Consider the following 20,520-nt stretch of genomic DNA (forward strand, 5'->3'; position numbering starts at 1 on the left):
GCTCGTCAGGCTCATAACCTGAAGGTCAGAGGTTCAAATCCTCTCCCCGCAACCACTTGGGTCGAACAAGCCGCCTCAGGGCGGCTTTGTTCATTTTGGGCCAACCCAATCATTGCTGCCAGGGCACCCTCCAGTTCGATCTGAACGCCCTCGTTGGTGTGCTCGACCGTGACACGTTCGATAAGGCCCCGGATGATCTCCAAAGCCCCGGTGCGGATCGAAGGTTCCAATAGCGCTTGTGCAAGATCGGCGACCTTGGAGCGATAAAGTTCCGACAGGTTCGGGTGCAGTCGCACCGGCGAAGGCTTAGGTTCGAAGAGCTTTGCGTCAAGCTCGGCTATCTGCGCTTCGAGTTCTTCGAGCCGCGTTTGAAGCCCGGGGGTGCGAATGCCCTCAGCGATTGCGTCATAAAACCCATTCAGTTTGCGTGCAGCTTTGTCCCGTTCGGATTGTAGACGGGTCCGGGCTGCCTCCTCTGTACCAGCTTCTGCGTTGGCGGCTTCGTTGAAGGATTTGATAAAAGCGGCCACTGCGTCGGGCTGCATCAGACGCTGACGAAGCAAATCCAGAACGGCGTCTTCCAGGACATTGCGGCGAATGGATTGCCTGTGCGTGCAGGTGCCGAGTTTGCGGGCGGCTGAACAGGCGAGGTAATCGCGCCCGACAGTGGCGAGTGGCCCACCGCAGTTGCTGCAGAATACTAGACCGGTCAGAAGGTGCTTTTTGCGACGCTTCTCCCAAAACTTGGTTTGCTTGATGGCTTTGACGCGGGGATCAGCCTCGATCTCGCCTTGCCGCTGCTTGACCGCCTCCCAAAGTTCATCCCCGACGATCCGCAGCTCAGGGACCTCCGCGATGATCCATTTGGACGGATCGTTGAGACGGGAAACACGTCTGCCGGTCTCCGGGTCCTTGATGTAGCGCAGCCGGTTCCAAACAAGGCGGCCGATGTAGAGCTCATTGTTGAGAAGGCCCGTCCCACGCACTCGGTGCCCCCGGATGGCGGTGTCACGCCATAACTTGCCACGGGGACCGGGAATACCTTCGGCGTTCAGGCGGCGCGCAATGGCTTTCGGGGAGTGCCCTTCGGTGAAGTCATGTAACACCCGCCGGACGATCTCAGCTTCTGCTGCGTTGATCACTCGTTCCCCCGTGACGGGTTGGCCGTCGGGCCCGAGACGCCGGACGACATCATAACCGTAGCTGTTACCACCGCCGGAACGGCCAAGCTCGACACGCCCGCGCAAACCACGCCGGGTTTTGTCGGCCAGGTCTTTGAGGAACAGTTGGTTCATGGTGCCTTTGAGACCTACGTGCAATTCGCTGATCTCGCCCTCAGCCAGCGTCACGATGCAAACCCCTGCAAAGCTTAGCCGTTTGAAGATCGCAGCGATGTCTGCCTGGTCCCGGCTCAACCGATCCAGCGCCTCTGCCAAGATCAGATCAACCCGTCCTTCCTGGGTTGCATTGAAGAGCGCTTGCAGCCCGGGACGCAACATGGACGCACCAGAGACCGCCCGATCCGAATAGGCGTCGACAACAGTCCAGCCTTCCCGCTCTGCACGTTCCCGGCACAAACGCATCTGGTCATCGATAGATGCGTCTCGCTGCATCTGGCTGGAGAAACGGGCATAGATTGCGACTCGGGTCATCGACAGACCTTTTTCTTCTGGTTGATCAGATCCGCGTAGTCGCGGCCCGCTTCAATGGTTTGGGCGTGAATGTAGTGATGCTCTGCCGTTCCGAAGCTCGTATGAGCCAATATTGGTCGGATCAGCTTTGCGTGTTCCGGAGAGGAGCGCGCCAATGTCGTTGCGGCGGCATCCCGGAAGAAATGCGGTGGAATGCGGCGACCCGTCAGCTTCAGGGTCTGCTCCGCGATCCGGGGGCTCAGCGCATCTTGCTTTAATGGTGCGCCTGTCCTGCCGACCCACAAGACATCGTGCTGCTGTTGGCCACGCTCCAAAAAATAGGGGCGGGCTTCGTTGGCATAACGACGCAAGAGCGGCTCAACGCTCTGGGGAACATCAGCCTCCCATGGTTGTCCTGATTTGGTCAGATCCCCCGGGAGCGCGACGGTTATGGTGTCTGCTGTGACATGCAAGGATATGCCAATCCGAAGGCCGGCAAAGGCGCGTCGCCGCATCGGCATCAAAGCCAGCATGGCTATCATGGTGCCATCCCGCAGGCATATCATACGGCGCAGCGGTGTTGGCTCCGCTTCTGCATGACCCGTCGCTAGAGACATTCCCGCCTTGAATAGAACCTCGCTGGACAACACACGCCCAAGTTTGCGATCCCGATCACCCCGTCCTGCGGCGCGCTTCAATCCCGCTTTCAATCTCCGCTGAGCGGACCAGTCCTGTGTCGGGTCAGCCGCGGAGAGGATACGCAACACGCCGTCAATGAACATCAACCGGGTCATCGGCCGGGTGTGTGAGAGGTCCCTAAGCCAAGCGGAAAGGCGCGGCAGGGTCCCGCGTCGAGCCGGAGGCAGTGTGATCGCCTCCGCATCGCTGTTAATCAGCCATTGCAGCCATCGGGCATAGCGCAGTTCTAACGTCTTCAACGAGGTCGCGCGTAGATGTGACAGCGCGCCGCAATCGTCGAGTGGGCCACCTTCTATCTGAAGGTTGAGCCACATCTCCCGGTCTTGCACGGGCCAATCAGACAGAGGCAGAACAAGGCTCATCAGCGACGCCCTTTCTTAGCTTCTATCAGGTCAGCAAAGGCGCGTGTTGCCGAACGTGCCTCAAGACCGGAATACATGTTGATCGTGTGGCTGACCTCCGAATGTCCGAGCAACCGGCGCGCGACCTCATAGCCGCCGGGATTGGCGTCGAGCCAGTTCATCACCGCAAAATGCCGAAACAGGTGGGCATTCATCTCCAACCCCGTTTCCTTCCGAATCCGTTTGGAGACGCGCGCAGACAGAACGCCAGGATCAACCGAATGCTGACCATCCCTCCGGGGAAACAGCCAAGGCGTTCCCGCGGGGCAGAGTTCCGGACAGCGAGATTTGAGATGCACGTCGATCATGCGCAATACATCACGCGGGATCTCGAACTCGACAGGTCGCTCATTTTTGGTCTCGCCGTCTTCCAGAACCAGGTAGGCTCGGCCATCACCAGGTCGGTGCAGGTGGCGTTCCAGGTGGATGCCAGCCAGGTTCTTCACGCGAACCGGGCAGACCAGCAAGATGGCGATGGCGAGTGCATCTTCGCGCGCCAGAGCCCAGCCATACGGTTTGGAGATGCCGCGTGGTCGCGCGAAAATCCGTTCAGGCAGGAGCAGCAGGCGCTGTTGATGCCGATCCTCTTGCAACACCCGCAGCCGGCTTCGGTTCTTTTGGGTCATGCCATTCTGAGGTTTGACCGCCAGGCGCGTGGCAAGCCCGGCCAGTGCATCGCGAGCGTCATCGGGTGCATTAAGTATCCGGGCCAGGTTGCGGAGCAGCGCGGCGATCTCACTGATCATCTTTGTGGTCTGGTTGTTGGTGCGCGATAACATCTGGCGCAAACCCTGTTCAGCCATCACCGGATTGATCAGGACGTCCAATCCGCCAATCTCCGCGATCGGGATACCAGAGTGAACGAGTTCGGAGGCAAACCGAACCAACTGTCTTTGGTATTGGGACAGGGTCGCGGGTCGGAGTACCCTGTTCTGACCGTCATCTGCCAGCGGGTCCGGAGTTGCAAGACGGTGCATCAATTTTGCAAGCTCGCTTTGGAACGGCGTAGGAAATGCTGTCACGGGAAAGGTGATGACCTTCTGGCGCGTTTCCAGAGGCAGGATGGCCTTGGGCCATTCAGAAATACGTCGGACCGCCAGGTTCCAGCCGTTGACCGCAGCCCGATACGCGACATCCGGTGATTTGCTGATCTCGTTATGCGCAAGGGCTTCTCGATAGGCCGCGGCATGCTCTTTGCGCACAGTGGCGGGTTTGACGCCTTGCCGGTTCAGAAAATGCACGAAGCGGCAGAGTGCGGGTTGCAATGTCTTGTCGCCGGACGCCAATACATTCGCCCAGAGCGCTTGCCAATCGGGAGACAGATCATCGATCCGGTTGAAGCGCCGTTCCACCAGCCCGAAATGCGCGAGGGCGGCACGCGCATCACTCACCGCGTTTTGCCAACTCTTCGGTGTAAGACCGAGTGCTGCCGGTGTGACTTTGGACAGACGGGGCTGCAACCAGCGACTGTCGCAGGGCACATCCTCTGGCGGCAGCCCAAGGGCTTTGGCCACGCGGCGCAGACCGGAGATCATGTCGCGGCGGCGTCCGTCCGACAGATAGCTGTCGGAGCGCAGTTGGTCGATGAGCTCGGCGAACATCGGTGTGTCGGCTTTGACGAAGGCCAATCTCAACGGAACGGGGCTCTGGCTAGTCATCGGGTTTACGTTCCTTTGGACATATCGGGTCTCGGGCAGACGGGTGTGGACAGGGGGTCCGATTCGGGAAAAGCGTAGCACAGAAAGTCAGAAACTTACGGGCAGGCCCTCTTCCCGAAAATGCCATAACCTATTGACATTAATGTACATTAATGGTCTCGATTACCTACCAGCACTGTGCCTGCCTGTAGGCGGCATGAGCTGCCGGATCAATGCGGATGAGGCGTCCGCCAGGGCCCACCCGAATAACCTCAAGCAGGCCAGCCGCAATCGCACGGCGCACCGTCTTCTCCGAGCAATTGTCCAGTTCAGCAACGTCTTTCACCGTCAGAAGCTTGCGGGGTGGGCTCTTCTTCGCATTGATCTGTGGCATACTGATGCGCCTCCTTTTGGTCAGAGGCGTCCCGGCCCAGTTCCTGTACTGCCTGGGCAGCCAGCAATCGGACCAACTGGTCAATCGCTGTCTCAACCTGCTTGTGCGCGTGGTCGTCAGAAGGGGATATGGCAGGAACGCGTGTCATGCCATGACCATGACAAAGTGCCTAAAACAGGTCGAAGTGTGCTGATTTCGAATTTATTCCGGGGTCGGTACACTTGCCATCATATCACGCTCTGTCCGCCACTCCCGCATCTCATTACGGATAGTCTCACCGCTGATCGTCGCTGGCGGATTGGACAGCAGGGGAACGACGGCATTTACGAAGTCCACAAGGGGCCCCCGGCGCTCGGAAGTCACACCATCTGTACTATAGCTGACTCGGCGACCGATACGCTCCCAGAGCTCGAAGATCTGCCGGAGGACAATGGTTCGTCTTTCGTCCCTGGTCCTCCGTTTGTCCGGTACGTCGAGCGTACGCGCGGAATACTTCCCAGCGCTTCGGGTCAGGCAGTGGTCAATTTCTTCGACAGTGGTCACAGCTCCATCAAACAGGCCATGCAAAAGCCTGTTGGGATCGTCTGTTCCATGCCCAGCCTTCGGGTAATCAATGCGGAGATTCGAGAAACCTTGTGACGCTCTCTTCAAGTAGTGTTCCGCCCGGCGAAGATCCTGCAACACGGTCTCCAACTGCTCCGGGCCTTTTTCCATCTGTCGGACTATGGTAACTATGGATTGTCTGGCGGTGTCCGGAGCCAGCGCGAAGGCGAGTTTGTTTGACAGGTTGTCCAGTTCGCATTCCTCGATATCAAACCTGATCGTCAGATCTGTCCTCATGACTTCACTTAACGCGCCTTGACGGTCGTAGTTCTGGACGTTCCAGTTCACTGATGTTTTTGCCATGCAAGCCTGCCCCCAAGCACTTTTGGTCTAAAAGTCGGTTTGTTCTGAACCGCCAGCCACAAACTCTATACGGCCCAATCAACGATTTGAAGCTCTCAACTGGTGCGGCGCAGACTGCCAGGGACGGTTGGAGAAAATCCGACTCAATCTCAGTAGTGTTCTGACCGTAAAAACCTTTTGGATCGTCACACTTCGACCTTTCCATCTTCGTTTACCACAGTTTTGCCGGACCCGAGGGACGTCAGTGACTGCGCCGGAAAGGTCCGGCGGCACGTGGTTTGGACCGACTGTTTTCCATTGCTGTCGACAGGTCGAAAACAGTTGCCACGGTTTGCCTGCTCACCGGCCACCAAGAACAGGACATGTTCCGGGGACCACCCCACCCCGCGCCAGGTCGGCTCCTTCTGGACTGGCGCAGAAACGCGACAACGAAACCCACCGGCTGCTCGTCTTTCATTATAAAAGAAAGGCGGTCTGATCGGGGACTGCCAGCACTCAATTGAGTTCAGGCGGGGCAGGTGAAAAGCCTGCGGGGAAGCGGTTGGCCACCGATAACAGGCATCGCGTGGATACGGACAGGAAGCGAAGGGCCTTCCCCCGCATGACGGGGGGAAGGAGCGGGGGCCGGATATTGTTTTATGCAAAGGCAGGGTGAACGGTCGCGCTCCGGTGAAGTCTCGCAAAATCACACGCACGGTGAGATCGTTAGCACGCCACCCCAAGCTGAGCAGCCTCATCTGACTGGTCCAAGTTGATTGTTAGTGCATCATCGGCCTGCGATCCATTCGAACGGGCGGAGCACGAGTCAATAGGGTACTCAAGATGGCGACTCGACCGGACCTATCTCTTGGTCCCTGCTCAGGCGTTCGTTGCGCATTTCTTGTCAACATTCGAGGATTTTCCGCCCCGACAAAAGCCGGCGAGTTTCTCGATCGATCAGGTGCTGGAGAACTTGCAGCGCAACCAGGGCGGCTAAAAAATAAAGGCGATATACAGGATCCCAAAAGCGACCGCGTAATGCGGTCGTTTTTTTACCGAGAGCGAAGGGCGGCTTAGTCCGCAAAGTGGACGTTCAAGCAAGTTGCAGCGAATGCCCGCTTCGAGCCCAAACTTGCCGTTCGAGCATAGGTTGCGAACGTCGGCTTTTTCCTCTCTCCGAACACGGGCAACGGTTGGGCTATTGAGTGCCGGGTCTCGAGCGGGAGTTTCGCGACATTCGACTTTCAACGAGTAACTGTCCGTCTACAACTGTGACAAGCTTCTCGAAAACGATCGTTTTAAACCTTGCCAGACAGGCCAGCTAATTATCATCAAGCTGTCTGACTACCTTGACTTTCCATGTGATATCAAAAGCGGCAGCTGGCCTACAGAATACCAAGTATGAGGATGAGTTTTCGTGTTTTTTCTGTCTTATAAGTTGAATCTCAACCTCAGCCCCAAAACCAAAGGATCATCATCGGTGAAGCCGGGATTGTTCAGATACTGGACATCTGCCGTCAGCGCCAGGTTGTCAGAAATATCCAGCCGGTAAAACGCTTCGACGGTGGTTTGCGTGTCAAGGTTTTGATCGGTTGGGTCGGCGACCGTCACGCCAAACCCGAACAAGTCGTCATAGAACCCGGGGCGCCACATGACCCCGGCGTTGACCGCACGTCTGGCAATCGGGGCATCGCCGTCTGACCAACCAAGACGCCCGAACAGCATAACGCTCTCGTCAAGGGTCACATTGCCTGACAACATTGCGCCATGACTGCTGGGCACACCCGCGTCGTCCCTGTCGTCCACATGGAAGACACCGAGGTGAACATTGGTGAGGTATCGTTGGTCACTTGCAGGCGTCCAGCCGATCTCTCCGTAGGTGAAGAACTCAGAACCGCCGGGAAACCAGTCTATATCCGTCAATGACCCGTTCGCGTCGCTGGCCAAGCCAAGCGCATAAATCTGATCCGTAATGTATCCCCCGCCAGCAATGCCAAAGCCGGGATCGGGAATGGGAAGGACTGGACTGAACAGAATTGAAAAATTCGAAAAAGTCGTGCGGGGGTTCACATAACCAAGGATATCGGAATAGTCGCCGGGGTCGATGCGACCGGCCACGAAGCCTCCGTTGATGCCGGACAGGGCTTGCGACCAATAGGCGACCGACAGCGTTGAATCCGTGTCGCTGAATGTCGTTGCCGTGACACCGAGATACCCGATTTCGCCCGCGAGACTGCCCGGCGCAATATCCGTTCCCAGACGATGTCGGTTTTCGAGGATGAAGACAAAGCTGCCCGCATTTTCGCTGCCACGATTGAGCAATTCCCAGTTGCCAATAATCCGTGCCTGACCGGAAGCGGCCTCGTCGGTGCCACTCAGGCTGTCTGAAGACTTTTGGTAGAACGCCTGATAGTCGAACGACAAATTCAACCCAGTGCGTTTGGCGAAAGCCTCACGCGACTGTTCGAAGGGGTCGAAAAACCGATCCAGCCCTGGCGATCTGGAATCTTCAAGCCGCCGGAGCCTGTCCTGTTCCAATTGGGCCTGCGCCGACGCCGGCCCCCCAAGCGACGCGGTGGCAGCCGCCTCCAATTGCCGTACCGTATTGTTCTCTTGGGCTGATGCTCCGGATGCGATGGCAATGGTAAATGCGAAAGCAACAAAATTAGCTTGCTTCTTCGTCATGCTCGTCTTTCATATTGGTGGACAGCAGGTCGTTTACTGAACAACCGGTATGTGCGCGGCAAATCTTCAAAGCGCGCTACCCACCCCAGTTCGCTTCATAAAGGCGCATCAGATTACCGCCCATAAGGTCGCGAATTTCTGCTTCGCTCCACCCGTGCTCCTCTTCCAAAACGCGGGCCACAGCCCACACATCAGCGGGAGGTGCCATTTGTGTTGGCAGCCCGTAGCCTTGGGCTGGCGGATATTTTTCCGGGTTACTGATGATCGGGCCCAGTGCCACACCATAGTTTTCGACGTAGTCTACCCCGAAACATGTCGCCTGCTTTCCTACCATCTGGCCGATAAAATCGATGTGTTTCGCAATGGATTTGGGCGTCGCTGACCCTTGAGGGTTCAAAAAGCCACCAAGAAAGTTCACGCAAATAACACCGCCCGTAGCAGCGACAGCGCGGATGGCTTCGCTGGATACATTGCGGTAATTGTCGTAAAGCTCCGCAGAATTGCTGTGTGAGATCATCATGGGTTTTGTGGTGATTTCAGCCGCATCGATGCAGGTTTGCCACGAGGAATGCGAGCAATCGACAATCATACCGACGCGGTTCATTTCTGCGACAACCCCGTATCCCAGTTCAGTAATTCCTCGATCGACCACCAAAGGATCATTGTCCACCATACCGGCTGAATAAGGGCCAGTTTGATTATAGCTGAAGTTCATCTGTCGGATGCCTAGGTCCCAATAACGCTGGACGTTGGCAATATCCTCATCAAGCATGTCCATGCTTTGCGAATTCAGCATGATCGCGATAACGCCGTCACCCTTTGCATCAATCAAATCCTGAACTGTCGTCGCCAGCGTGAAGCGGTCAGAGTTTTCGTCAATCCATGCCTTCATGACATCAATCCGTTCGAGAACGGCGAGAGCACCTTCCGAGCCGTTGGATATGGTTGTGCTGAACGCAGCGTACCCATACTCCTCGTAATGATTGGCAAGGCTCTCCCAATCCTTGAGTAGGAAGTCGATACTCTCGAAGCCGGGCGAGCCTACAGCCAGCGCATCAATCATGTAGGCGTCGGCGTAGCGTTCGCGGTAAGGCAGGTCGCCCTTCCGCGCCTCATTCCCGCGGGGATCAGCCATTTCAACCAGTTTCTCGATACGCGCGGCGATTTCCTCTTCGCTTGGCTTTGCCTGTGCAAATACCGGACCGCTCAAAACCGCCGCTGCAAGAGCAAGTTTGATCCCGTGTTTCATTCTTTCATCTCCTCTTTCAAGACCCGTTACTTCAGATCGTCATGTGCCTTAATCTCGGGCACACGGGACAGCGCTTCGGCCATATCCGCACTGCTCATCAGTTCGATCATCTCATAGTCATCGAGCAGGCCATCCCCAAGACGGCTGACGTAAAACGCCTGAATGAAGGTGGGATCGTCAGGTAGCGAAACAGTGATGTAGTTTTTCCCGTTTCCGAGCCCCCAGTAGTAACTGAGAAGCTTCCCGCCAAGCGCCTCAATTCCACCCTTGACGCTGGTTGCACGATCGCTCGGATTTGAAATCTGCATTTCCCAAGCGGCGCTGTTGGACGTGCCGATGAAAAGAAACGTACGCATGTTTTGGGTGTCTTCCGCAGTGGCCAACGTGGCGTATCCAGCCAGAAGGGCCCCTAGGATAAGATGTTTCATTGTGCGTCCTTTCAATGATGAGCCTGCGGCAAGACGAAACAGGCTACTGTTTGGATGCTCGTGCCAAAAAAAAGCGCGATCCGGCGCAGGCATAGGCAGAGTACAAAAAACCTCTGCTTATCACTCCAGCGTGTTCTTGTAGATCACGCCGTCTTTCATGATCATTCGAATGCTTGGGACATCCTGCCCGCGCGGCGGCGCATCAAACCATGTGTCCACCGCGCCGATGGCCGAGATGTCTTCAAGTGGGTTCCCGTCTACGATCAGAATGTCGGCGTAGGCGCCTTCTTCGATCACACCAAGCTTGCCTTCAGGGTAAGGGTTTCCTCGCCCGGTCAGCGCCGCCAGTTCGCCACCATTCGAGGTCATCATCTGCAATGCCCAGAGGTTGCCAAACTCACGCGCGACAAACGCCTTCGTAAAATCCATTGACTGGCGATAAGGGACACCCGTGAGAAGCACGTAATCGGAATCGAACACCATCTTCGGCTTATATTTTTTTACAAGATCCATCAGCTGCTTGCTGTTTTCCCGCAACCACAGAAATTTCGCCGTCGGCGGGAAAGTTGGGTCCTGATGCATCGGGTGTTCCAGAGCCTCGGGCGCAAGCGCAGTCAGGTTGGGCGAAAAGAATGCCTCTTTTTCGACCAGCTTCTGCATCGTCGGTTCGGTAATAGTCAGGCCGTGGTCTACCACTTTGACACCAAGATCGAGAGCACGGGACAGGTCGCTGTCCATAAATACGTGCATGGCGACGTATGAGTCCATATCGCCTGCAACCTCTACTGCAGCAGAAATCTCTTCGTTTGTGAAAGCAGACTGATAGATCGGGTCCTTGATCGATGTCACGCCACCGCTGACCATGATCTTTAGATAGTTTGCCCCTAAAGCAAAATTCCTCCTCGCTCCCTGAAGCACCTCGGCGGGCCCGTCCACCAATCTGGTGATCTCCAGTCGCTCAAGATTGCTCTCGTTCTTGCGCTGACCAGCGATACCCCAGTCGCCGTGTCCGCCCGTTTGGCTAAGGCATGCGCCGGAGGAATAAATTCTTGGGCCGGGAAGTGATCCTTCATCAATAACCGCTCTAAGCCCACCATGAGCGCCGCACATATCGCGAACCGTTGTAAAGCCCATCGCCAACATTTCCTGCGCGAATGCGGCAGCACGTGCGCCAATCTCTTCCCATGTGGTGTCCTGAAGCCCCGGGATAGTCCCGTTTTTGTACATGTTCACATGCACATGGCTGTCGATAAGCCCGGGCATGAGCGTACGACCGTCTCCGTCAATGACGGTCACATCCACTTCTTTGGTCTCGATACCGCGTTCAGTTTGAACGGTGAAGGAGTAGCCGTCGATGCCGCCGACTGGATCAGGCAACCGCTTGGATCCCCCGGTGCGCACATCGACTTCCCACTTCCCGCCCTCAGGAATGTCAGCGTCAATCTTGTGAATCTTGTTGCCTACGACGAGAACGTCGACGTCCTTGAGCCCGTCACTCACTCCATCAAAAACCATCACATTCTTAAAGAGTGTAACAGGGGGGATGTCACCTGCGGCCTCCTGTGCAAAAGCCGCGCTTGTTGTGAGAGCGACTGCGCTCGCCATCATTGTAGATTTGCCGAGGTATTTCATGGGCTTCCTTTCCCTTCCGCTATCGGGGTGCGCGGGGTGCCGAGGTGAATTCACCCCGCGCGACACTCAATCGAGTGTATTCTTGTAGATCACGCCGTCTTTCATGATGATTTTCAGATTGGCGTCCGGCTCGGCCAACAGGAGGATGTCCTCCAGCGGATTACCATCGACCAGCAAAAGATCGGCATAGGCACCTTCCTCGACCACGCCGAGCGGTCCATCCTGATACGGGTTGTTCAAGCCGGTCAGTTGGTTCATGCGGGCGCCGTTCGACGTAGCGATGCGCAGAATGTCATATGCGCTGAAACCCGCTTCGTGCAGATACCCGATTTCGTCGTTCATCTTCTTGTCTTGCTCAAGCGTCTGATCCCAGTTGTTCACAAGGTCTGTGCCCAGTGTGTAGAGATCGATCATGCCCGGCGTCGTCTGGATTACTTCGATCATATTGGCTGCAGCATCGCGCACGCTTTTCCATTTTACAAAGGACGCTGGCGTGTAAAAGGCTTCCGCTTGTTCGGTGGTCACCGAGTAGACCGGGGCCACCGCCGTCGCGAACATGATCTGCTTTTCGACCATAATCTCGGCAGCCTCCTTGGTCAGGAACGGGATGTGTTCAATCGTCTTGGCGCCATTGTCGATGCAGTTGCGGATCGCCTGTTCGGTGAACACATGGCAGGTGACATAGGTGCCCCATTGCGCGGCCGTCTTGACTGCCATCTGGATCTCGTCAGCCTGATACTGAAGTGAGTGCAGCGGATCGAACTCTGACGTAACCCCGCCGCTGACCATGATCTTGATCTGGGTTGCCCCGCGACGCAGGTTTTCACGCACCGCCATTCGGATTTGCTCAGGTCCGTCGGCGATAAAGCTCATGTCCGTCTCGACCCAATGCGAAGGACCCTGTCCGGAGAGTGTCGGATGCCGGTCGTTCAGTTTGCGGAAATCGGCATGACCGGATGTCTGAGTGATAAACGCTTCCGAGGAATAGATACGCGGGCCGGGAAACATTCCGGTGTCAATGATGCGGGCGATGGATTTGGCCGGACCACCAAGGTCGCGCACGGTTGTGAATCCGTTCATCAGGATGCGTTCGGACCGGATCGTGGCGACGCCGCCAAGGTGAAAGGGAGTGATGTTCTGGCGTAACCCGTCACTGAGCGGATTGAATACCGTAAGATGCACGTGCTGGTCATGCATCCCCGGCATCAGCGTGCGCCCGCCGCCGTCGATGATCTGGGCGTTGGCGACGGCCAGAGGTTCGGTCGAGACATCGGCGATCAAGTTGTCGACCACCAGCACATTGGCATTCTCGATCCGCTCTTCGTTCACCCCGTCAAAGACATGCACATTGGTGAAGAGGATCGGAAAGCTCTCCTCTTGAGCAAATGAATATGTTGCGACCGCTGAAAGAACAGTGGCGACTATAAATCTTTTGAACATTTTGGAGTTTCCTTCTTGGCAATGCACTGCTCTGCACGATTGTATCTTTGCGTGTGGCGCTCAGACTGTCATTAGCAATATGGTTGAATTGTCCAAAAAAATGCTCGAAAATGCGAATAAGGAATTAAACCGCGATAGTTCAAGTCGGCAAATGAAACTCCCAACTGTTGAATGCTCGATGGCGCAACCTTTTGTGTCCCTTGCCCTTAGCCATGGCCTTGAAGTTGACAAATTTCTTGAGCCATCCGGCCTCTGTCTGAAGGACGTGCAGCGCGGCGAAGCGTTCATGGCAGGGCAGCATTGGTACGATCTGATCGACAATCTCGCGAAGGCATTGAGTAACCCGCATTTAGGGTTTGACGTCGGTGCTAATGCGGCTCTCAATACATTGCCCAACCTGTCGATCCTTGAAACTCAAAGCGCGACGCTTGGTGATCTTTTAATATCGCTTGTTGTGGACGTCGGCAGGATTTCGTCCATGGCGAACTACAATCTCGAGACCAACGGTCATGTCGCTAGGTTGGTTGCAAAACGCACATTCAAGCCATCTTCTCCACCTGGCCAAGTCGACGGCTATTATCTGGGATTTATGGTTCGACTAGTTCGATCCGTCTGCGATCCCGACTGGGACTCCAAGAAACTACAATTCTGGGTTTGCAAACCTGATTGTATCCCTGATTGGCAGAAAAAGGAAATTTCGGTACGCAGGACCAACCGCATGGGGGCGCACATCGAGTTTCCAGCAAACTGGTTGTTGCTTCGGTCCGGAGGTGGGCAAAGCCAGAACCTCCCGGAGAACTTCACAGGCGCCGACGACTTTCTTCAGCAAACCCGCGATTTGCTTGAACTGCATCTCGACAAGCAACCTGCCACCCTGAACTGGTTTGCAGAGTTGTATTCGCAAAGCCCCGACCGTTTGAAACGCACCTTCCGAGCCAATGGTACAAGCTTCAAAGCAGAACTGGAAAAATGTCGGGCGAAGCGAGCGAAGACTTTGCTTGTAAACAGCCAACTTTCGATAAAAGAAATTGGTGAAAGTGTTGGGCTTCTGGACCAACCCAGTTTTCACAGGAGTTTCAAGCGATGGACCGGGATGACTCCGAATGAATTCAAAAAACGCAATCAGATATGCAACTCCGACTGATCGTTAAGCTAAAGATTACCGCTCCAAGATTCAGAAGCGACGACGCAAGTCCCAACTTACTGCAGGCGTTGGCTCGCTTCGGATATCCGGCGTTTTTCCGTGGGACTTCAACGCCGCGAAAAGCGTAAAGACTAGGCCATACCGACTCAACAGGCTTCTCACGGGCATTTCGGATACGGGCTGATAAGGCCCCCGCAGCTTTCAAACGATCCAACAAATACGCTTAGCCCGCGAACGAAGCCCACTTCTGGAAAGCGGTCATTGACCAAATGGTGGCTTTGTCCGCTTGGCAGACGTTCAGCAGATTTCAGCGAACGTCCGCTGCCGTTCAATGCAGACCTTCGGGCGAAATTTCTCGGAATGACCACCATCAATGATCGCTTTCCGTTCCTAAGCCGTCATCTGACTGAAAGACTCATATGACTGCCTTGAGCCCAATCCAGTCGTTGTTGCGAAACGCAGCATTTGTTGAAAAGGGCGAAGCGCCGGTTTTTGACACTCATATCCTGTTGGGTAAATTGGCTCCGCAGATTGTGCGAAACGCTGCACGAAACATCGAAGAACGCCGAACCCGCCCAGTGCAGATAATCTGCTTCAAGCCCAAGTAGTTTAGCATCAAAACTCTGAAAGTAGGGACCGCATTGCTCCACCTGCGCAGACGCTAGTCCAGAGTGCAGATTTCGGCTGACCGCTTGAATATTCAGGTCTGTGGAAGTGCATGTGTCTCCATTGCGGCCTTGTAGGAGCGGCTTTCATTCACAGATTCACACAGCGCGCTGAGCTTGGGTCGTGAGCCAAAGAGAGACTGTTTGTTGGCGTGCCACTCGGTCAGCATTGTGACGTAAAAATCCAGTGCGGTCAGACCGCGCGTCATGAAGTACGGATCGCCCGCAATTGCATCTTCGATCACATCGAAAAAGGCATCGTAATCGATAGCCGCTTTTGCGCCGACCTCCTCGATCGCTTTGCTGCTGTTCGCATAGCGCTCAGGGTGCCCGAGGCGCGCTGCCGTCATGTAGCCTGAGGTCGTCATGACATTCAGCCAATACAGAAACTCTCCACGATTATCATCACCGGGCGCTGGAGCGACCCTGCTCCCAGAGTACATCTCGCCGAGTAGCGTAACGATCGCGGCAGTCTCTCCAATCGTTTTGCCATCTGCGTAGCCGAGCGCCGGTATCCGGCCGGTTGGGTTTAGACGCAGGAAATCTGGAGTCCGATGTCCGTCTGCGCCCATGTCCACGTAGTGTAGTCGATATTCTGCACCGATTTCTTCAAGGACTGACTGCACCACAATCGAGCCTGCCAAATATTCCCAATAAAGCGTGAACATTCCCCGTCTTCCCCATGGTTCTGTTTTTCATGGCGACATCCTATGCACCAATGCTCAGTATGGGTGGGTTCGATTGCTTTGCACGCTTGATTTCATTTGGCCCCACTAAAGGAAACCTTTAGGGTGTCGACATGCATCTTTCTCATTTGAACGCGTTGCGCGCGCTGGAGGCTACATTGCGGCATGGGAGCTTTTCACTGGCCGCCAACGAACTTGGAATTACTCCGGCTGCAGTTGGGCAAAGGGTACGGTCCCTAGAACTTTACCTCGGAAAAAGTCTGTTCATTCGCTCCAGCTCGGGCATCGAGCCAACTGAGGATGCATTGCGGGTTCGGGAATTGTTGGAAGACGGCTTTGCAAGGCTTGCCGAGGCATTTGAGCAACTGAAGCCGAACTACTCGGCTGGCCGTCTACGCATTACCCTGCCGGAGTCCTTTTCGGAAAATTGGCTATCGCCGATGCTTGTGGAGTTCCACCTGCAATACCCGGATGCGGACTTATACTTGGACCCATCCAATCGCGATATCGACTTAGTGAGAGAAGACTATGATCTTGCGATCAGATACGGACCCACCCGTGACACTGTATTGGAAGAACGCGTGCTTTTCGGTGATTTTGTTGTCCCAGTATGCTCGCCCGCTTTTGCAGACCAGCAAGGGCTGGATCCGTATGTGCGATCGCTAAAGGGTGTACCGCTCATCCACGTCACCAATCGCACCAAGGACCCGGGATGGCTTGACTTCCAAGCATGGGGCGATTCCTTTGGGTTTGACCGCGATCATCTAAAACATGGCGTACGCATCTCTAGAACAGGTTCAGGGCTTCAAGCGGCGGCAGCGGGTCAGGGGCTGGCGCTTTGCGGGATTGTGGAAGCATTTCACGCGTTGAAAGCAGGATCGCTCATTCTGCCATTCGGACCGTCAATGATATGCCAGACAAAGTACGCCTATCGTCTCCTATGGGCGCGACCCCGAGCGAAATCTAATCTGCGGGCGCTATTCGTCGAATGGATCACAGACAGATCAGACCGTTTCGTCAGTGAGTTAGACGCATACCTCGCTTCCCAAGGCTCAAGAGCGTCCGGCTAGTGGCCGCATTGTCCGCGACCCGGTCATTTCGGGAAGCGGAATACTGCGAGATGCACGAATGTCTGGTTTGGTGAAGCTGCATTGCGGCGCTCAAGGATGCGACCAAGGTCCGCCTTGGGCCGCCCTCAACGAAGCCTAGCGGTGCAAGTTTTGAGATGCCGCGCTTGCTCCAAGGTCGGCTTAGAGCCCAACGCGGACCTTTTTTTGCCCGAGAGCCTCATTTTATAGATATAAAACGATAAGTTGCAGTTTGCCGGAATACACGATTTACTTGCTTTCAGCCCCCATAACGGCGGCAAACATGAATGGTCAACATAGTGGCGAAAAACATGGATGCCCACAAACAACAAGCTGGGAAATCACAACCGTTTCTCGTATTTGATAACGTGAAAAAAACTTACGACCAAAAGAACTTGGTCGTAAAGGGTTTCGATATGCAAGTCGAAGAAGGAGAGTTCATCACTCTTCTTGGTCCCTCAGGCTCCGGCAAAACAACTGTTCTGATGATGCTAGCAGGCTTTGAGAGCGTTACCTCAGGCGACATCGCAATAAAGGGGCAATCGATCAATCGTATCGCACCCTATCGTCGAAATATCGGGATGGTGTTTCAAAACTACGCGCTGTTTCCGCATATGACAGTGGCGGAGAACTTAGCCTACCCGCTTTCGGTTCGGAAAGTGGCAAAGGCTGAAATAGATTCCAGAGTGGTTGCCTCGCTTAAGCTCGTAGAGTTGGACGGGTTTGGCGGACGTTATCCCGGCCAGCTCTCTGGTGGTCAAAGACAACGCGTGGCCTTGGCAAGATCGATGATTTTTGAGCCGACGCTTATCCTTATGGATGAGCCGCTGGGTGCGTTGGACAAGAAGCTGCGCGAACAAATGCAGTATGAGATCTCGCGCCTACACGAGCAATTGGGGGTTACTGTCATATACGTGACGCATGATCAATCCGAGGCGCTGTCGATGTCCAACCGGATCGCTGTTTTTAACGACGGAGTCGTACAGCAATGCGCCCCGCCCGCGGAACTCTACGAGCGGCCTTCAAATGCGTTCGTGGCCGAGTTCATTGGCGAGAATAATTTTATCGATGGCCACGTTCAGTCGATCTCAGGCGATCAGGCCAAAGTCGTTACGCCGGGCGGCGAAACCGTGGTTGCTATGGCTGGCCAAGGGTTGACCGAGAATTCCGGTTGTCGTGTGTCGGTACGACCCGAGAAGCTGTTCATACACCCGACATCGCATGATCACGACAACGAGGTGACCGCGGCGTTCATAACGCGCATCTATGTGGGCGATTTCATCCGTTATTATTTCAGGCTGGCAAACGGTTCAGAGATTATTGTCAAAGTCCTGAACGATTTGTCCGCCCCTGAGTTTTCAGAAGGCCAGGACGGGAGTCTGATGTGGCTGACTTCGGATTGCATTGCGTTCCCTGTATGAGGTTGCGCGAAGTAATGAAAGGGAAAGCGGGACCCAAAGCTTCTCGCGACAACAGGAGGTGAATGTGATTAGAAATTCTGGATTGCTTACATATGCTGCTGCACTGGCAATGGTTTCATCGGGAGCCATGGCACAAGATCTGACCGTGACGTCGTTTGGTGGCGCTTACGGGGCGGCACAACAGAAACACATGATCGACCCATATATGGCCGACAGCGGCGTCAACGTTTTGTTTGAAGACTACGGCGGCGGCGTCGCCGAAATGAAAGCGCAAAGCGAATCCGGCAACATCCAATGGGATGTTGTTGATATCGAGGTGATCGACCTAGAGCGTGCTTGCTCGGAAGGGTATTTGGAAGTCATCGATCATTCGATTTTGCCTCCGGGCGACGACGGCACACCCGCTGCCGAGGACTTTATTCCCGAGGCATTGCACGAATGTGGCGTCGGGAACATCGTTTGGACCATTATTTTCGCATACAACAACGATGCGTATTCCGACGGCCCTACAACGATCGAAGACTTCTTCAATACGGAAGCGTTCCCCGGCAAGCGCGGCTTGCGCAAACGTCCACAGGTAAACATGGAATGGGCCCTTCTGGCCGATGGCGTGGCACCAGACGAGGTCTATGACGTTCTATCCACCGATGAAGGTCAGGCACGAGCCTTCGCGAAGCTCGACACAATCAAAGACGATATCGTTTGGTATGATAGCTGGTCACAAGCACCTGTTCTTCTGAACGACGGTGGTGCCCAGATGGTGCAGTCCGCCAATGGTCGTATCTTCGCCGCCATCAAGGAAGAAAACGCCCCCTTCACAATGGTTTGGGATAGCCATGTCTATGACCTTGATGTTTGGTCGGTCATGAAAGGTACTGATAAGCTCGATACTGCGCTTGAGTTCGTCAAATTCGCAACTCAAACCGTGCCTCTGTCAGGTATGCAAGACGTGGCTTACGGCCCAACGCGCAAGTCTGCTCAGGCGCTTTTGCCGGATGACGTAAAGCAGGATCTGCCGACAGCACATCTTGACGAAGGTGTCAAAGCAGACGGCATCTTCTGGGCCGACTACGGTGAGTCACTAGGCGAAAAGTTCAACGAGTGGCTGCTTCAATAGTCTAAGAGCACCAACCTGCGCCGTTCAATCGGCGCAGGTTCATCGACCGGAGACGAACAATTGCCCGAAGCCACCAGCGTCACCCCAGATGGGTTGAGCCGCGAAGATGCCCGTAACGCCGCGCGTGAATACCGGTCACGGCGTTGGAGAGCTTTTCTGTTCGTTGTGCCCCTTCTGGCATTTATTGGTTTCTCATTTGTCGCACCTATAGCCTCGATGCTGTACCGCGGTGTCTATAATCCGACTGTTGCCAGCCTCGTACCCGAGACGCTCGAAAAACTGCCAAGCTGGCAAGGCGAGGAACGTCCAAGCGATGAGATTCTTAGCATCTTCGCCCTTGATCTAAAGAGGCTCGCCAACGATCGCACTTCTGGTCAACTGGCGGAAGAAGTGAATCGTGCCCTTCCCGGGTCCTCCAGCGTCATCAAATCCTCCGCTCGCAAGCTGCGTCGTGTTGATGACAGCGAGCTAGCCAATAATGGCGCCGCGATCCTGATTGATGCTAACGCCAAATGGGCAGAACCAGAGATCTGGCAAGCACTAAAAAAAACCGGTCAGGTCTATACCGCCGGATACTACCTGACTGCGCTCGACCTCGAGAATGACCCTGACGGCGGCATCCAACGCCGCGAGACGCAGATTTACGTCAAGCTCTATGGCAAGACGCTTCGGATGGCGCTGATCATAACGATTTTGACTGTTATTCTTGGTTACCCGCTAGCCTATTTCATGGCCAACAGCTCCAGCGGAACGGCGAACCTCCTGATGGTGTTTGTCCTGTTGCCTTTCTGGACCTCGCTTCTTGTGCGAACCACCGCATGGATCGCACTGTTACAAACAAACGGAGTGGTTAATTCCACCCTGCTTGCCCTGGGTCTGACCGATGCGCCACTTGAGATGTTGTATACGCAATTCTCGACCATCATTGCGATGACGCATATCCTGTTGCCCTTCATGATCCTGCCGCTTTATTCGGTCATGCGTGGCATTGATCCCAGTTACATGCGCGCGGCAATGTCGATGGGCAGCCCACCGATCCCGGCCTTCCTTCGCATTTACCTTCCGATGAGCTTGCCGGGCCTGTCAGCGGGCGCGTTGTTGGTTTTCATAATTTCAGTGGGCTACTACATCACTCCGGCATTGGTTGGGGGCACGGATGGCCAGATGATCTCAAACATCATCGCCTTTCACATGCAGCAATCCAACAACTGGGAGCTTGCAGCTGCCCTTGGCTCGCTTCTGTTGTTCTTAATCCTTGCGCTCTACTGGCTCTATGACCGGTTCGTGGGCGCGGGCAATATCAAACTGGGTTAGAGCG

16 protein-coding genes are annotated in these 20,520 nt (G+C 55.1%); 5 read left to right on the forward strand and 11 right to left on the reverse strand.

Features of this window, described 5'->3' with window-relative positions:
• Window positions 1–11: 11 nt before the first annotated feature.
• The 10 genes from GS630_RS22020 to GS630_RS22065 form a co-directional block, all read right to left on the reverse strand.
• Window positions 12–1,652 (reverse strand): recombinase family protein, encoded by a 1,641-nt coding sequence (locus tag GS630_RS22020; RefSeq protein ID WP_171621217.1) that lies wholly within the window; start codon window positions 1,650–1,652, stop codon window positions 12–14.
• Window positions 1,649–2,692 carry a tyrosine-type recombinase/integrase gene (locus GS630_RS22025; RefSeq protein WP_171621185.1) on the reverse strand — a complete coding sequence of 348 codons (1,044 nt, stop codon included), beginning with the start codon at window positions 2,690–2,692 and terminating at the stop codon, window positions 1,649–1,651. The genes GS630_RS22020 and GS630_RS22025 overlap by 4 nt, the downstream gene beginning before the upstream one ends.
• Window positions 2,692–4,389, reverse strand: a complete 1,698-nt coding sequence (locus tag GS630_RS22030; RefSeq protein ID WP_171621184.1) for a site-specific integrase — start codon at window positions 4,387–4,389, stop codon at window positions 2,692–2,694. The genes GS630_RS22025 and GS630_RS22030 overlap by 1 nt, the downstream gene beginning before the upstream one ends.
• Window positions 4,390–4,555: 166 nt before the next feature.
• Window positions 4,556–4,762, reverse strand: coding sequence for a helix-turn-helix domain-containing protein (locus GS630_RS22035; RefSeq protein WP_170355518.1), 207 nt, complete (start codon window positions 4,760–4,762; stop codon window positions 4,556–4,558).
• 201 nt (window positions 4,763–4,963) lie between these two features.
• Entirely contained in the window at window positions 4,964–5,668 is a 705-nt protein-coding gene (locus GS630_RS22040; protein ID WP_171621183.1) for a hypothetical protein, read from the reverse strand.
• Window positions 5,669–7,078: 1,410 nt separating this feature from the next.
• Window positions 7,079–8,332: a carbohydrate porin gene (locus tag GS630_RS22045; RefSeq protein WP_171621182.1), complete on the reverse strand. Its 1,254-nt coding sequence runs from the start codon at window positions 8,330–8,332 to the stop codon at window positions 7,079–7,081.
• Between the two features lie 76 nt (window positions 8,333–8,408).
• Complete coding sequence (locus GS630_RS22050) at window positions 8,409–9,581, reverse strand: dipeptidase (protein ID WP_171621181.1); 1,173 nt, start codon at window positions 9,579–9,581, stop codon at window positions 8,409–8,411.
• A 26-nt stretch (window positions 9,582–9,607) separates the two neighbouring features.
• Window positions 9,608–10,009, reverse strand: a complete 402-nt coding sequence (locus GS630_RS22055) for a hypothetical protein (RefSeq protein ID WP_171621180.1) — start codon at window positions 10,007–10,009, stop codon at window positions 9,608–9,610.
• A gap of 120 nt (window positions 10,010–10,129) precedes the next feature.
• Window positions 10,130–11,641: an amidohydrolase family protein gene (locus GS630_RS22060; protein WP_171621179.1), complete on the reverse strand. Its 1,512-nt coding sequence runs from the start codon at window positions 11,639–11,641 to the stop codon at window positions 10,130–10,132.
• A 66-nt stretch (window positions 11,642–11,707) separates the two neighbouring features.
• Window positions 11,708–13,081 carry an amidohydrolase family protein gene (locus GS630_RS22065; protein ID WP_171238915.1) on the reverse strand — a complete coding sequence of 458 codons (1,374 nt, stop codon included), beginning with the start codon at window positions 13,079–13,081 and terminating at the stop codon, window positions 11,708–11,710.
• Window positions 13,082–13,160: 79 nt separating this feature from the next.
• Here GS630_RS22065 and GS630_RS22070 point away from each other — a divergent pair, with 79 nt between their 5' ends.
• Window positions 13,161–14,225, forward strand: a complete 1,065-nt coding sequence (locus GS630_RS22070; protein WP_171621178.1) for an AraC family transcriptional regulator — start codon at window positions 13,161–13,163, stop codon at window positions 14,223–14,225.
• A gap of 700 nt (window positions 14,226–14,925) precedes the next feature.
• On the opposite strand, the gene GS630_RS22075 is transcribed toward GS630_RS22070, so the two are convergent.
• On the reverse strand, window positions 14,926–15,558 hold the full coding sequence (locus tag GS630_RS22075; RefSeq protein WP_171181268.1) for a glutathione S-transferase family protein: 633 nt from the start codon (window positions 15,556–15,558) through the stop codon (window positions 14,926–14,928).
• Between the two features lie 131 nt (window positions 15,559–15,689).
• Here GS630_RS22075 and GS630_RS22080 point away from each other — a divergent pair, with 131 nt between their 5' ends.
• From GS630_RS22080 to GS630_RS22095, 4 genes are all read left to right on the forward strand, one after another.
• On the forward strand, window positions 15,690–16,646 hold the full coding sequence (locus tag GS630_RS22080) for a LysR substrate-binding domain-containing protein (RefSeq protein WP_171621177.1): 957 nt from the start codon (window positions 15,690–15,692) through the stop codon (window positions 16,644–16,646).
• A 329-nt stretch (window positions 16,647–16,975) separates the two neighbouring features.
• The gene (locus GS630_RS22085; protein WP_171181273.1) at window positions 16,976–18,085 is read left to right on the forward strand and encodes an ABC transporter ATP-binding protein; all 1,110 of its coding nucleotides are present in this window, start codon (window positions 16,976–16,978) and stop codon (window positions 18,083–18,085) included.
• 64 nt (window positions 18,086–18,149) lie between these two features.
• Entirely contained in the window at window positions 18,150–19,202 is a 1,053-nt protein-coding gene (locus GS630_RS22090) for an ABC transporter substrate-binding protein (RefSeq protein ID WP_171181275.1), read from the forward strand.
• A 60-nt stretch (window positions 19,203–19,262) separates the two neighbouring features.
• Window positions 19,263–20,516: an ABC transporter permease gene (locus GS630_RS22095; RefSeq protein WP_245223351.1), complete on the forward strand. Its 1,254-nt coding sequence runs from the start codon at window positions 19,263–19,265 to the stop codon at window positions 20,514–20,516.
• Window positions 20,517–20,520 lie beyond the last annotated feature (4 nt).

This window comes from Ruegeria sp. HKCCD7303 (assembly GCF_013111185.1).
GTDB lineage: Bacteria > Pseudomonadota > Alphaproteobacteria > Rhodobacterales > Rhodobacteraceae > Ruegeria.

Excerpts from the sequence above, each read along its gene's own strand:
- GS630_RS22020 (WP_171621217.1), bottom strand. The coding sequence starts at position 1,652 with ATGACCCGAGTCGCAATCTATGCCCGTTTCTCCAGCCAGATGCAGCGA.
- GS630_RS22025 (WP_171621185.1), bottom strand. The coding sequence starts at position 2,692 with ATGAGCCTTGTTCTGCCTCTGTCTGATTGGCCCGTGCAAGACCGGGAG.
- GS630_RS22030 (WP_171621184.1), bottom strand. The coding sequence starts at position 4,389 with ATGACTAGCCAGAGCCCCGTTCCGTTGAGATTGGCCTTCGTCAAAGCC.
- GS630_RS22035 (WP_170355518.1), bottom strand. The coding sequence starts at position 4,762 with ATGCCACAGATCAATGCGAAGAAGAGCCCACCCCGCAAGCTTCTGACG.
- GS630_RS22040 (WP_171621183.1), bottom strand. The coding sequence starts at position 5,668 with ATGGCAAAAACATCAGTGAACTGGAACGTCCAGAACTACGACCGTCAA.
- GS630_RS22045 (WP_171621182.1), bottom strand. The coding sequence starts at position 8,332 with ATGACGAAGAAGCAAGCTAATTTTGTTGCTTTCGCATTTACCATTGCC.
- GS630_RS22050 (WP_171621181.1), bottom strand. The coding sequence starts at position 9,581 with ATGAAACACGGGATCAAACTTGCTCTTGCAGCGGCGGTTTTGAGCGGT.
- GS630_RS22055 (WP_171621180.1), bottom strand. The coding sequence starts at position 10,009 with ATGAAACATCTTATCCTAGGGGCCCTTCTGGCTGGATACGCCACGTTG.
- GS630_RS22060 (WP_171621179.1), bottom strand. The coding sequence starts at position 11,641 with ATGAAATACCTCGGCAAATCTACAATGATGGCGAGCGCAGTCGCTCTC.
- GS630_RS22065 (WP_171238915.1), bottom strand. The coding sequence starts at position 13,081 with ATGTTCAAAAGATTTATAGTCGCCACTGTTCTTTCAGCGGTCGCAACA.
- GS630_RS22070 (WP_171621178.1), top strand. The coding sequence starts at position 13,161 with ATGGTTGAATTGTCCAAAAAAATGCTCGAAAATGCGAATAAGGAATTA.
- GS630_RS22075 (WP_171181268.1), bottom strand. The coding sequence starts at position 15,558 with ATGTTCACGCTTTATTGGGAATATTTGGCAGGCTCGATTGTGGTGCAG.
- GS630_RS22080 (WP_171621177.1), top strand. The coding sequence starts at position 15,690 with ATGCATCTTTCTCATTTGAACGCGTTGCGCGCGCTGGAGGCTACATTG.
- GS630_RS22085 (WP_171181273.1), top strand. The coding sequence starts at position 16,976 with ATGGATGCCCACAAACAACAAGCTGGGAAATCACAACCGTTTCTCGTA.